Raw genomic sequence first — 13,930 nt, forward strand, 5'->3', positions numbered from 1 at the left:
AGAACACCTAACCTTCTCCTACAAAAAAACAAACGGGGTGCCCCTAGTCATTTTCGTGACTTTTGGGACAGCCCCTTTTTATTTTCGCTCCAACATATTCTACGATGCGTCATTTATATTTAATGTTTGAATGGGAACGATATAGATATCGATACCTTCATGAACATGAGAAGGGTGTAAATGAATGAGGAGTAGATCAGTATGGAACTAGGAAAATTTTTATTGTGGAGAAAGGGCATCATTATAGCGTTAAGTGTGGTGTTATCCGGATGTCATATGTTATCTGCTCATGAATCAGCTGAAGAAAAGTTTCAACTCTCATTAAGTGGTCTTACGAGTGTTGAGAATTTGAAATTTACAGGAGAAGCTGCGTTGAGAAGAAATGAACAGCGATGGTATGAAGAACAATATACGTACGAGGGTCAACTAACCAACCATAATATATTAAGTCTGCAAAGAAAGAAGCCTATGGAGGGCACAGGTAACATCGTTACTGAGGATTTGCACGTAGATAAGCTTCTCGTAAGGTTTAACCCTTTGAGTCAATTAGAGGGTATCTCTACATTGAATAAGCAGATCCATGAGGAGTTAGGTGCATCTAGAGGTACGACAATACTTAGAATTGAACTTGAACCTGAGGATGCATTGAAATGGTTAGCTCATCAATTAAGTAGTGAAATGGAAAGTCTAAAACCTGATACCAGTCAGAAGACAAATGACGCCATGAACACCACTGCTGATGTAGAAGCAATATGGAAGCAAGGTTCAGATCAATTGAAAATGATGCTGAAAGAGGCAAGGGTGCGCACAGTATATCATTTGACGATGGATTCGAAGAATAAAGTTCCATTAAGGCTAACATCAGAGACTACAATTTCCTACTTAGATTTAGAAGGGAATAGACAACAAGAAATGATGGTGAATGACGTAGTGGTCCAATGAGATTAGATGTTTATCATCCTGCTATAGCTGACTAGTACGAATGAAACGTGATATAATGAATCATGAATTAACCAATGTTCAAAAAAAGAGATATATTTAATTGAGGAGGAGCGATTTGAATGCGAGACCCTAGAATTCAAAAACTAGCAGAAAACTTAGTTGGTTATTCTGTAGATGTTCAATCTGGTGAGAATGTATTGATTGAAATGATTGGAACTGAACGCGATCTTATGAAAGCTATCATAGAAGAGGTTGCTAAACGTGGAGGGAATTCGTTCGTTGAACTGACGGATAAGTCTGTTCAGAGAACACAATTGACTCACGCATCGAAGGAACAAATGGAGACATGGACTGAAATTGATCTAGAACGAATGAAAAAGATGGACTGTTATATTGGTATCCGTGCAGGAGAGAATGTGAATGATCTATCTGATGTACCTGAAGATAAAATGAAACTTTTTAACGCCATTTATAATCATAAGGTACATAGTCAGCAGCGGGTAAACCATACGAAGTGGGTTGTTCTTCGTTATCCAAATGCAAGTATGGCTCAATTGGCTAATAAGAGTACGGAAGCTTTTGAACAATTCTATTTTGACGTATGTAATCTTGATTATGCGAAGATGGATATTGCCCAAGATCCTCTTGCAGAACTTATGAACAGAACCGACAAGGTGCGTATTACAAGCCCTGGTACGGATCTAACTTTCTCTATCAAGGGCATCGGCGCAGAGAAATGTTCAGGTCAAAAGAATATACCTGATGGTGAAGTGTATAGCGCTCCTGTACGTACATCCGTTAACGGAACAATTCATTATAATACGCCTACTGTATATAATGGTATATCGTTTGAGAATATTAAGTTTACATTTAAAGATGGAAAGATCATAGAAGCGACTAGTAATGATACAGTTCGATTAAATGATATTCTTGATTCAGATGAAGGAGCACGCTATATAGGGGAGTTCGCTATAGGATTTAACCCTTATATTCTTCATCCGATGAAGGACATTCTATTCGATGAAAAGATTGCTGGAAGTCTACACTTCACGCCTGGTCAAGCTTATGATGTAACGGATAATGGTAATCATTCTTCGATTCATTGGGATTTAGTGTTGATTCAACGTCCTGATTATGGTGGTGGCGAAATCTACTTTGATGATGTGTTGATTCGTAAGGATGGTTTATTCGTTATACCAGAGTTGGATGGACTTAATCCAGATAATCTAATATGAGAAAGAAAGCACTTGCATCAAAAAGTGGATTCAAGGTACTATTGTAATTAGAATATCAAGAAATACTATGAGAAACTACGGAGGGATTCTATGTCTAACAATAATGCAGCAGTTGTAGAGATTGCTCAAACGGCAGGTAAGTTCACGTCTTCTATCGTTCTTCAAGCAGAGAATAAGTACATTGATGTTAAAAGTATCTTGGGCTTGTTCACGACACTAGTGAGCCACAAAGATTATGAACTACATGTTCATGGTCCTGATGCGGACGAGGCTAAAGTTGCTATGAAAGAAGTATTTGCTAAACATGGTTTGCACATTTCTTCTATAGCTGAATAACAGAAGCCAAGGCATCCTTACTTTCACAAGTGGGGATGTCTTTTTTTGAGGAGTTCTTGTATTGAAGTCTATTATCGACTAATATTAAGGGTAGCATTAATTTTTTTACTTTTTTACATAGGGGGAAGAGAGATGACTTCGTCTGATACACAGGAACATTTGAATCTCAAAGCGATTAATCTTCTTCAAGAAGATGCAGATAAAATTCAAAAACTAATTGAAGTTCAGATGGAGAATTTGGCAACGCGTTATTGCCCGCTCTATGAGGAAGTTCTGGACACTCAAATGTATGGATTCTCGAAAGAGGTTGATTTTGCTGTGCGTTTAGATTTATTAGACGTATTTACAGGCAGACAATTAGTTAGTCAGCTTGAACGCAAATTAGCAATTCTTTATGAGGCGTTGAACGACAAAGAGTAGCCTGTAGATAACAGGCATAGATGGAATTTGAATGCATGCCGATTTGTGGACATGCATTTTTTTGTTCAGATGGATAGCTGATATATATGACTAAGAAGTAGAATTGGATGTTTATAAATATTTTTCTCGAAGAGTATTTGCTTTTCCGTCATTTTGGAATTACAATTACCAATAATGAGGTATAAGGGGGGATGGGCATGACGGAACAACTTCAGCTAGAAAATGGAAGCATTCGTATTTCGAACGATGTCGTCTCTAAGATTGCCGGTATGGCAGCCCTGGAGACACCGGGTATTGCTGCAATGTCTGGGGGACTATCTGAAGGATGGGCTAAACGTCTTAGTGGTAAAAACGTACAAAAGGGTGTTACAGTCGAAGTTGGCCAGCTAGAGGCAGCTATTGATCTGCGTATTATTGTACTTTACGAAACTCCTATACATGAAGTGTGTCGTATGTTACAACAAAATGTGCGTGAAGCTATTGAGAGTATGTCAGGTTTACGCGTTGTAGAAGTGAATGTCAAAGTTGAAGGCGTCGCTTTCAAGGATGATGAGATTGAGGAATTAGTTATTCGTAATAAGTAAATCAATGAAACAGTATATAAGTATGATCCAAGCTATTAAAAAAGACTATCGGGTAGCCCGATAGTCTTTTTGTGATTTGATTTGTTCTTGTACCGCGGGTTTATTACTCTCGCGTGAAATGCTAAGCACAATACCCATACTGATCATCATGACCAAGGTGGATGAACCACCATAACTTATAAATGGTAGTGTGACACCTGTAAGTGGTATCGTCTGAGTCACTCCACCAATATTGATAAAGGCTTGAATGGCTACAAGTCCCATGACACCAATACCAACTAAGGTACCAAATATATCAGGGCAACGTAGAGATACGATGATCCCTCGCCAAATGAAATATAAGTACACCAATAAAAAGAATGTTGTACCTATGAATCCGAATTCTTCACCAATAACAGCAAAGATAAAGTCATTATACGAATTCGGAAGGTAGTGTAATTTCTGTATACTCTGGCCGAACCCTGAACCGGTAATGCCACCTTGTCCAATAGCCGTAAGCGATTGAATGAGATTGTAGCCAGAACCATCGGGATCTGCAAACGGGTCGATAAAGGCGGATATGCGATCCTTTTTATAACTCTGATTAACCGTTGATGTAGTGTCCGTTTGAGAAAAGGAACTTATGAGTGCATTCATTCCAAGCACAAGACCAGCGCCTAGTATAAATAGCGCAATAGAGCCTATGATATGCTTCATACTAGCTCCCCCGGCATAAATAATCAGACCGCAGGTGCCTACAAGGATCATACAAGAGCCAAGGTCTGGCTGCATCATAATAAGACCAGCAACTGCTCCAGCAATCATAATGACAGGTATGAAGCCTTTCTTCAGATCACGCAAACGATCGCCTTTTTTGGTTATCAACGCAGCAAGGTACAGAATGGTTGCGAGCTTGGCGAATTCAGTAGGTTGAATACTGATTGGACCAAATCGGAACCAGCTTCGTGCGCCATTGGTCGCTTCCCCTATATAAGGTACTAGAATAAGCATGATAATCGTGACCATGAAAAAAGGAATAAATAATATCTTGTATTTATTGTACGGTATGTTCATAGCAATAAACATGAAAAAGGCACCTAATGCAACAGAAACAAATTGGCGCTTCGTGAAGTAAAAAGCATTGTGATTAAACTTCTCGCTGGCGACAGCTAAGCTCGAACTAGCACTGAAGACCATGACAAGTCCAAAGCCTACAAGTAACAGTGTAAGGATAAGTAATTGAAAATCCGGGGCCCCCTTCTTAGGAAGAGGATTATGTTCTTTCACCATGGTATGCTCACATTACGCTTCAAGCATGGATTTGAATTGTTGTAGTTTCTTATTCGCAATTCCTAGAATATGTGATGGAATAACGATATCGTAATCTAACCCATGCGGATATGTTGCAATACCCATAAACACGGCTTCGATCTCAAGGATGGTATCTGGATCTTCTAATTTACCCTCAACTGCTCTAGTATTCATACGAAGAAAATACTCGTTATTATTTTCTTTGTCCTCAATTTTATATTCGTAAGTTGCACGATAATATTCCCACTGCCAACGGAAGAATCCAGCTTTATCTGCCGTTTGATCCATATAAGCTAAATCACTTTTAAGGCCAACCAAACCTGTGTTTTCAAAAATCATTGCTTAATCATCTCCTTATTCGTCAATCTCTAAACTTCTTTATTCATGATATTATGTTTCGAGAAGTTCTGCAAGCAAGAGTGTTGTAGCTAATACCTATTCTGAAGCCATTTCTGATACAATAGAAACAATAAATTGGTTAGCATCTTGAAACGAGGCGGATTGTAATGATAGAAGAATTGGCACTAAATGACATCCATTTAAAGATGGTCGAATGGAGAAGATATTTACATCGCCATCCTGAATTGTCTTTTCAAGAAGGGAATACGGCTAGATACGTTGCAACGATATTGCGTGAGTTAGGATTAGAAGTACAGATAGAATTTGGTGGAGGGCACGGCATTGTAACTACGATTAAGGGTGCATTACCGGGTAAGAGAGTTGCTCTACGGGCAGACATGGATGCTCTTCCAATTCAAGATGAGAAGTCATGCGAATATACTTCTGAGGTAGATGGTGTTATGCATGCTTGTGGGCATGATGGGCATACATCCATATTGTTAGGTGTCGCGACCTATTTCAGCAAACGTAGAAGTGAACTACATGGGGAAATTGTTCTGATCTTTCAACCTGCTGAGGAAGTCTGTCCAGGTGGTGCTAAAGGGATGATAGCTGGTGGTGTGCTAAACGACGTAGACGTTATTTATGGATTGCACTTATGGACGCCAATTCCTGTAGGAACCGTGGGTAGTGCACCAGGTGCACTCATGGCAGCTGCTGATGAATTCTTTATTGATGTGTTTGGAAAAGGGGGGCATGGCGGGATCCCTCACGTGACCATTGATAGTATTATCGCAGGGTCAGCACTTGTTATACAACTGCAAAGCATTGTAAGTCGGTCTGTAGATCCACTTCAACCTGCTGTTGTCACAGTAGGAACGATTCAAGGTGGGGGCGCACAGAATGTGATTGCAGAGAAATGCAGTATTACAGGTACAGTTCGTACTTTTGATGAAGATACGAGACAGATGATTCGTTCGCGAATCGAAACCATTGCCCATCATACGGCTCAGACCTATGGGGCAACAGCTAAAGTAAGGTATGTTCTCGGTTATCCACCATTAGTGAACGATATATTAGAAGTAGAACGTTTCTTTGGTGCAGCGCGAAAGATATATAACACGGAGGATGTTTGGTCTCTACCTAAGCTCATGCCAGCAGAAGACTTTGCATACTATCTCGAACAAATACCGGGATGCTTCATGTTCGTAGGGGCAGGTAATCATGATAAAGGCATGACGTATCCTCATCATCATCCACTCTTTGATTTCGATGAAGAGGCGATGCGTAATGGGCTTATGTTGTTCATTGCAATGGTGGAATCCCAACAATAAATACGACATGAAGAATACTCCACGATTCATTGGGGGAAGATACCTCTCAATGGATACAAGATTAGAAATATGATGTGTTCGAAGGATTGCTTGTATAATATCCTTTTATCATATAGATCTTGAGGGGGAGGCAGTCATGAGTAATGGGAAGCCATGTATTGTTCAGCGAGATCGTACGGTGTTACTAGAGTGTGGACATGAAGCATTTGAATTAGCGAGAGAACAGCTTATTTGTTATGCAGAGTTAATTAAAAGTCCGACTACATTCCATACCTATCGAATGACATCCTTATCATTATGGAACGCTGCATCGCTAGGATGGTCTTCTAAGATGGTAATGGATAGCCTAAAAACGTTATCTCGATGGGATATTCCGTCAGGGTTGATTCAGGATATGGAAGAGATCATCTCCCGCTACGGGAAGCTAACGTTAGTGAAGCATGAAAATACTCCACATCAGCTTATTCTGAAAAGTACAGATGTGACTCTAATGGATGAGGTTCTGAAGTGGATTGGTAAATCTAATACAAGCTTCCAAAGAAGGTCTCCCACTGAGGTTGTTATTCATGCCATTGTTCGTGGATGGATGAAACAAGAATTGACTAGATTAGGGTATCCGGTACTAGATTTGGCTGGGTATGATAAAGGTCAATCTTTGTCGCTATCTTGGAAGTCTAAGAATGGACAATCACTAGTACAACTAAGAGACTACCAGTTAGATGCTGTTACAGCATTTGAAGGCTTACCTGGAAGTGGTGGGAGTGGCGTGGTTGTTCTACCTTGTGGTTCAGGCAAGACGATCATTGGAATGGCGATTATGGAAAAGTTGCAATGTGAAACACTTATCCTAACCTCAAATACAACATCGGTTAAACAATGGATGGATGAATTACAAGACAAGACAACGCTGACCTCAACTGAGATTGGGGAGTATTCAGGAACTACCAAAGAAGTGAAACCAGTCACCGTTGCGACATATCAAATTCTTACACATCGTCGTAATAAAAATGCTGAATTTGAACATATGAAGTTATTTAATGAACGGCGATGGGGACTTATTATATATGATGAGGTTCATCTACTTCCTGCACCTGTATTTCGTGCGACTGCGGAGATTCAAGCGACACGTAGGTTAGGTTTAACAGCTACATTAGTCCGTGAAGATGGTTGTGAGCAAGACGTCTTTTCTTTGGTTGGCCCAAAGCGAGTGGATGTCCCCTGGAGACAGTTAGAGAGTAAAGGGTGGATAGCAAAGGTGCAATGTCTTGAGATCAGAGTACCGATGTCCATGGAGATAAAGGAACAATACCAATCTGCTGGGAACAAGTATAAATTTCGAATTGCAGCAGAGAATCCAGCTAAATTGAACGTCATTCATCGTATTGTGCAACGACACTTGAATGCACGGATTCTCATTATTGGGCAATATTTAGAACAGCTGGAGTTGATTGCGACATCCATCCAAGCTCCACTAATAAATGGAAAGACACGACAACAAGAACGCACCCGTCTATATGATCTATTCAGAAAAGGAGAGATATCTATTCTTGTCGTTTCTAAGGTGGCTAATTTCGCCGTGGATCTACCAGAGGCGTCGATTGCGATAGAAGTATCAGGTAGCTTCGGATCGCGACAGGAGGAAGCACAGAGGCTTGGTAGAGTGTTGAGACCTAAAGCTGCCGATAACAACGCATATTTCTATACCTTAGTATCAAAGGACAGTAAAGAGGAAGATTTCGCAATAAAGCGGCAAATGTTTCTGTACGAACAAGGATATGAATATGTGATTACGGATAACAACCATGCGATTCAATTTGGCAGAAGGGAGCATATCCTTTCATGACAGGGTCGAGAATAACAAGCTTAGAAGATCAGTTTAACTTGGTCTCATTGAGTTCCGATGAGCGAGAGCTTTTGAAGACGTTATATATTTGCTATGCAGGACAATTATTCGATGAGACACAATTGATGAGACACAGAAGGATGGGATGTAGCGGGGCAGAGCATATGATCCTGTTCCTATCTTTAAGAAAAAAGAATAGCATTTGCGCAATGATGAGATCATGGGGAGAACGGATGTATTATATACCGAAGGAGAATTTGCCACGACTCCACCATGCATTTATGGAACATAGTCCACATGACGTGATAGAGCCTGTCCGCATTCTAATGGAGGCGAAGACAGGATTAGTATTAGACCTGTTGCAAGTGCTGTCCTATATAAGTCAGGGTCATTTCTTGATTAGCTCTAAAGGTTGTATACATAAGAAAAGTATTCAAAGATTAAATGAAAGAGTACATTTACGTTCGGAAGATCTGGCTCAATTATCAATATCATTACGTCATGCGGAAGATACACCTGTGCATATTGCATTTCTTGTGGATTTACTTGATGGACTAAAGCTTGTAGAAATTGAAGGTAAGCATATGAAGCTACAAGAGACACAGTTATTCAGATGGTTAAGTATGAGTACAGAACAAATGACAAGTATTCTTGTGAAATCAGTATTAGATCGTTATGGTTCATCAGATGCGAACATGGAACACCTCTATTGCCTGATCTCTCAACCTGACTTGTTGTCTGGTCAGTGGATTGACATTCAATTCCTTATGGAAGAATGCGTAGATCAACAACTGCTGAAGAGATCACAAATAGAAGCCATGACTGAACGGATAAAGACATGGGTAACTGCCTTTGCTGGTTGGGGATGGATGGATGTAGGCATGTCTGTGGATCATCGAATTTGTTTTCGTTGGACACTTCCTAGTAGCCAGATTCGTAATGTGTTGTATGAGAATCATTTAAGTTCTTCAATGACAAGCGCAGTGGATGTATCCATGCGTAAGTTATACGTGCAACCTGAATTCGATATCATTGTATTGCCTGATGTTCCTCATACGCTACGGTTTACCTTATCGTTATTCACGAGTCTACAAATGAACGATCATACATCTATATATAAATTGACGGAGGATTGTGTCCTTCAAGCGTTGCAAAGAGGAATAACGATAGAAGAAATAATATCATTTATGACTTTTAATTGTGAAGGTGAACTGCCTGCTCACGTATTATTGACACTTCGGAAATGGGCTGAACATGCGAAAGACAATCGCTGCGTCACCAATGCACCGAAGTGGCATCGTTATTTCACTGCCAAAAAATATGATGAAGACAAAGTGTTAGATGATTATGCGATGTTCATGAAGGAACTACATCTTGATGTGGATCGACAAGAGGAACAATCCCCGTCGCTTCCACTCTCCTATACTAATCTTCAACAAATACCTAACAGATGGAAGGAAGACTTTAGAAGCTATCATAGTTCTACTGCGAAGCAAATCATCCAACAAGCGTTAGATTGGCAGACGAAAGTGCAACTATCTGTAAATGGAATAAGAGTGGAGTTTATTCCCTTAAATATATCCAATAGTTGTGATATAATCTCTGGAGAAATATATAATCATACGATAAATAGGTATGAGAAAGTTGAATTAACATGCCATGATTGGCAGGAAATGAGAATTATTGTTCCTGTATTTGTGGAATAAGTCCATATTTCATGATATGAATACATCTTCATAAGCTGTGAGGGATATGTTATGATGAAATTATCTACTAGATTATACGAGTAGAAAACCATCAATAAGAATTGGGGAAAACGTTCATGAGCGTAGCAGAATTACAAACATTTGATATGGCAGAAGTGTTGACTTACGCCTATGAATTGGGCGATTTGATTAATCAATCTGTGGATGTATCAGATTATCTATATTGGAAGCAGCAAGTTGATGGGCATGAAGGTGTTCAAGGCCTTATCAAGAAATTAGAAACAAAGAAAGAGTTGTTTGATGAGACAGAGCGTTTCGGGCATTTCCATCCCGATTATCATGCTGCTCAAGATGCGGTTCATGCTGTGGAATTAGAACTTGAATCTTTTGAGGAAGTTCGTAATTTCAAGTGGGCTGAGAAGAAGCTGGATGATATGTTACATCAAATGTCCGAGACGATCGCATTCTCGGTGTCAGATAGTATTAAAGTACCAAGTAATAATCCACAGCCAAAAGGTTGCGGTAGTGGCGGGAAATGTTCCTGTGGTTAAGAGCTGAGATGGTTAGTAGAGAGGTGGCAAGATGATGTTTGCGGAACGAACAGGTTTTATTATTTGGGTAAATGATATAAAAGCAGCTCGGAACCTGGAGAAGTACGGAACGGTACATTACGTTTCTAAAAAAATGCATTATGTCGTTATGTATGTCAATGGGGATCGTGCAGAAGAGACTGCGAAGAATGTTCGTAGGCTATCCTATGTACGTAAAGTCGAACGCTCCTATCGCAATGAGATTCAGACTGAATATAGTAGTGATGTTCCGGACAAAACAAGCTATTACGGTCTGTAAATTGGTTTCTCAGTGATTGAATACCTTGTCGAAATGATTTCATAAAAGTACAACAATACGGTCCATTGGGGCCGTTTTTTTTATACGATAAGACCATAAATATTTCGGGCTTATATCCGAAAAGGAGTGAATGAGATGAGTATAGAATATGGAAAATGTGACCTTCATACGCATACGCAAGCATCGGATGGCATGCAATCTTCTAGCATCAATGTCAAGCTTGCTAAAGAAAAGGGACTCTCCGCGATAAGTATTACGGATCACGATACTGTGGCGGGTATTGAAGAAGCGTTGGCTGCAGGAGAGAAGCATGGAATTGTAGTTGTACCTGGTGTGGAAATAAGCACCCGCTCTGGCGGGAAGGATATCCATATTCTTGGATATTATGTAGATTATACGAATGTGATATTTCTAGAACGGCTTGTACAGTTACGAGAGACACGACAGCTACGAAATGGAAGAATCATAGATAGATTACAACAGTTAGGCCTCCACATCGAATTGGAAGACGTCATAAACGGATTAGGACGACCACTTTTACCTGATGAAAGCATTGGGCGCCCGCATATTGCCGATGTACTCGTTCATAAAGGGTATGCTACGGATATGAGAGATGCATTTGATCGATACTTAGCTGAAGGAGCGCAGGCATTTGTGTCTGAATCGCGCATTTCTCCGAAGGATGCATGTATATGGATCAGAGAAGCTGGTGGTTCACCAGTTCTTGCCCATCCTGGTATATATGGTAATGATGTCTTAGTTAGGGGAATTATCAACAGCACGGACTTAGCAGGGATCGAAGTATATCATTCAGACCATGGGGAAGAAGAGGAGTTACGTTATGCATCCATGGCACAAGAATATGATCTGATCATGACAGGTGGATCGGATTTCCATGGAGCAAGACAGGGTGTCGTATTCCATGGTGATATTGGAAGTGTAACCGTACCTATATCCGTGTTGGAACAATTGAAGGGCTGTGAAAGAAATAATCGGTTTGCAGAGCGCTCATGCGACATATCGAGCGGATTCCTATAAATGAAAAGGTGTCTTACAAGCCATGTTCATGGTTTGTAAGACACCTTTTCACTCTTTCTTAATTCTTAATTATGCTGGATAGGCCTTTGACCATCTGTTCATCAGGAGTAACGAATAATGTCTTTTGATGATCATAAATGACAAATCCAGGTTTCGATCCGCTTGGTTTACGAACATGACGGATTAACGTTGTGTCTACAGGAACACTACTGGATTCCTTAGCTTGACTGAAATATGCAGCAAGTTGGGCAGCTTCCTCTAGCGTCGCTTCACCGAAACTCTCACTACGGATAACAACATGAGAGCCTGGAATATCTTTGGTATGTAGCCAAGTATCATTCGGACTGGCTAAACGGTTGGTGACATATTCGTTCTGAAGATTATTCTTCCCGACATAGATCTCTATGCCTTCTGAAGATGTGAATACATGAAGTGTTGGACGGTCCGTCTTCTTCTTAATCTTCTTCTTTTTAGATTTCTTACTGCGATCACGTAAATATTGTTGCTGAATTAATTCCTCGCGAATTTCCTCAATATCATTCATAGAAGCGTAAGACAGTTGTTGCAACAATTCATCCATATAGCGAATCTCTTCATGCGTTTTAGTTAATTGCTGATCAATGACGATGAGGCTGTTCTTATATTTATTATATTTTTTAAAATAACGTTGAGCATTCTCAGTGGGACTTATTAATGGATCTAGCGGAACAGTAATCATCGCTTGATCTTCATCGTAGAAATTAGTTAATTCGGCAGCAATGTCCCCTTTTTGGATCATATGAAGCGAAGCGAATATCAATTCACCCCAAATACGATATTGATCGGCATCGCCCGCTTCGTTGATGTCTTCTTGAAGGTGATCGAGTTTCTTTACATTCTTAGCACGCTCGTTGGTTAGGAAGCGAAGTAGATCACTCACTTTCTGTTTCACCGTATCTCGTTCAGCTTTGTCTCCGAAGAACTCCTCTAAACACTCACTGATCGAAGGATAGTTCGTTACCTCACCGTTAAGCATTGTAAGTGGAATAGCTGAGAATACGGCCTTCCCTTTGGCATTATCACCAATAGAAGGTTGGTATTCGTGCTTCTCTACAGAGTCCATGACTTGAGAGAAGACATTCCACAATAGTGTAGCATCGACTCTCTGATCTTCTGAAGGAGAACCTTGTTGTTGTCGAGCACGAAAGACAAGTTCCTGAGCGACCAAAGGACTAAGACCGCTGAAAGAATCGACGATCCAAGAAATAGGCTCTTGATCTGTAGCTATATAAGAATCAATAAACGAAGTCTGTTGTACTTCAAGCGGGTTAAGCTTATGCTGCTCGGGTGGTTCTGTGTACGAGACACCTGGCATGACAATGCGATAGCTGCTGATCGCAGGGGTGATATGGTGGATACCATCAAGGATATTACCGTTTGAAGCATCTATAAGAATGATATTACTATGTCGACCCATCAATTCAATAATGAGCTTCTTTAATGATACATCGCCAAGTTCATCACGTTGTCGAATCGAAATGTGAATGATCCGCTCCATACCCACTTGTTCAATATTCTCGATCGTACCACTCTCACAATGTTTACGCATAAGCATGCAGAACATAGGGGCTTCCTGTGGATTAAGGAAAGTCTTATCTGTAAGTTGAACGCGTGGATAAGTCGGGTTGGCCGACAATAAGAGCTTAGAGTTTCCTTCTCTAGAACGCAGATTAAAAAGTATATCGTGTTGGTTGGGTTGATATATTTTATTAATACGGGCACCAATGTATCGTTGTAATTCTTGTACAATGGCCCTTGTTACGATGCCGTCTAATGCCATGATTTATATCTCCCGTCTACTATAGTTGAATATGATTGTAACAGTTTATCTTGATTCCTCCAAAATGTTGTTGAAAACTTATGAACGATCAAGTACCTAATCTCTATGATGCCATAGTTCAGAGGAAAACTTAAGAGCGGGTCTGTGATAATTTAACACCTGTCCGAATATCATTACGTTATAAGAGGTGGAAAA

The 13,930-nt window shown here is 40.2% G+C and carries 14 protein-coding genes; 11 read left to right on the forward strand and 3 right to left on the reverse strand.

Going from position 1 to position 13,930, the window contains the following annotated elements:
* The first annotated feature begins 201 nt into the window (after positions 1 to 201).
* The 5 genes from ACH8E3_RS10375 (at position 202) to ACH8E3_RS10395 (ending at position 3,517) form a co-directional block, all read left to right on the forward strand.
* Complete coding sequence (locus ACH8E3_RS10375) at positions 202 to 942, forward strand: hypothetical protein (RefSeq protein ID WP_458632564.1); 741 nt, start codon at positions 202 to 204, stop codon at positions 940 to 942.
* A gap of 119 nt (positions 943 to 1,061) precedes the next feature.
* Positions 1,062 to 2,177, forward strand: coding sequence for an aminopeptidase (locus tag ACH8E3_RS10380; protein ID WP_458632565.1), 1,116 nt, complete (start codon positions 1,062 to 1,064; stop codon positions 2,175 to 2,177).
* 90 nt (positions 2,178 to 2,267) lie between these two features.
* A complete protein-coding gene (locus ACH8E3_RS10385; protein ID WP_458632566.1) occupies positions 2,268 to 2,513 on the forward strand; it encodes an HPr family phosphocarrier protein in 246 nt (81 codons plus the stop codon).
* Positions 2,514 to 2,645: 132 nt separating this feature from the next.
* On the forward strand, positions 2,646 to 2,933 hold the full coding sequence (locus ACH8E3_RS10390) for a DUF1507 family protein (protein WP_458632567.1): 288 nt from the start codon (positions 2,646 to 2,648) through the stop codon (positions 2,931 to 2,933).
* A gap of 197 nt (positions 2,934 to 3,130) precedes the next feature.
* Positions 3,131 to 3,517 (forward strand): Asp23/Gls24 family envelope stress response protein, encoded by a 387-nt coding sequence (locus ACH8E3_RS10395; RefSeq protein WP_458632568.1) that lies wholly within the window; start codon positions 3,131 to 3,133, stop codon positions 3,515 to 3,517.
* A 45-nt stretch (positions 3,518 to 3,562) separates the two neighbouring features.
* Here the strand turns inward: ACH8E3_RS10395 and ftsW are convergent, their stop codons facing one another.
* Positions 3,563 to 4,786, reverse strand: a complete 1,224-nt coding sequence (gene ftsW / locus ACH8E3_RS10400) for a putative lipid II flippase FtsW (RefSeq protein ID WP_458632569.1) — start codon at positions 4,784 to 4,786, stop codon at positions 3,563 to 3,565.
* Positions 4,787 to 4,798: 12 nt separating this feature from the next.
* A complete protein-coding gene (locus ACH8E3_RS10405; RefSeq protein WP_458632570.1) occupies positions 4,799 to 5,146 on the reverse strand; it encodes a YugN family protein in 348 nt (115 codons plus the stop codon).
* Between the two features lie 167 nt (positions 5,147 to 5,313).
* Between ACH8E3_RS10405 and ACH8E3_RS10410 the strand changes: the two genes are divergently transcribed.
* The 6 genes from ACH8E3_RS10410 to ACH8E3_RS10435 all read left to right on the forward strand — a co-directional run bounded on the left by ACH8E3_RS10410 (position 5,314) and on the right by ACH8E3_RS10435 (position 11,916).
* Positions 5,314 to 6,480 carry a M20 family metallopeptidase gene (locus ACH8E3_RS10410; protein ID WP_458632571.1) on the forward strand — a complete coding sequence of 389 codons (1,167 nt, stop codon included), beginning with the start codon at positions 5,314 to 5,316 and terminating at the stop codon, positions 6,478 to 6,480.
* A gap of 136 nt (positions 6,481 to 6,616) precedes the next feature.
* Complete coding sequence (locus ACH8E3_RS10415; protein ID WP_458632572.1) at positions 6,617 to 8,323, forward strand: DNA repair helicase XPB; 1,707 nt, start codon at positions 6,617 to 6,619, stop codon at positions 8,321 to 8,323.
* Positions 8,320 to 10,029 (forward strand): hypothetical protein, encoded by a 1,710-nt coding sequence (locus ACH8E3_RS10420; RefSeq protein ID WP_458632573.1) that lies wholly within the window; start codon positions 8,320 to 8,322, stop codon positions 10,027 to 10,029. Before ACH8E3_RS10415 ends, ACH8E3_RS10420 begins: the two co-directional genes overlap by 4 nt.
* Before the next feature lie 116 nt (positions 10,030 to 10,145).
* Positions 10,146 to 10,580 carry a YlbF family regulator gene (locus ACH8E3_RS10425; protein ID WP_458632574.1) on the forward strand — a complete coding sequence of 145 codons (435 nt, stop codon included), beginning with the start codon at positions 10,146 to 10,148 and terminating at the stop codon, positions 10,578 to 10,580.
* Between the two features lie 34 nt (positions 10,581 to 10,614).
* Positions 10,615 to 10,878, forward strand: coding sequence for a YlbG family protein (locus ACH8E3_RS10430; protein WP_458632621.1), 264 nt, complete (start codon positions 10,615 to 10,617; stop codon positions 10,876 to 10,878).
* A 135-nt stretch (positions 10,879 to 11,013) separates the two neighbouring features.
* Positions 11,014 to 11,916 (forward strand): PHP domain-containing protein, encoded by a 903-nt coding sequence (locus ACH8E3_RS10435; protein WP_458632575.1) that lies wholly within the window; start codon positions 11,014 to 11,016, stop codon positions 11,914 to 11,916.
* A 58-nt stretch (positions 11,917 to 11,974) separates the two neighbouring features.
* On the opposite strand, the gene ACH8E3_RS10440 is transcribed toward ACH8E3_RS10435, so the two are convergent.
* Positions 11,975 to 13,735, reverse strand: a complete 1,761-nt coding sequence (locus tag ACH8E3_RS10440) for an Rqc2 family fibronectin-binding protein (protein ID WP_458632576.1) — start codon at positions 13,733 to 13,735, stop codon at positions 11,975 to 11,977.
* Positions 13,736 to 13,930: the final 195 nt, after the last annotated feature.

Source organism: Paenibacillus sp. CMAA1364 (assembly GCF_054373195.1).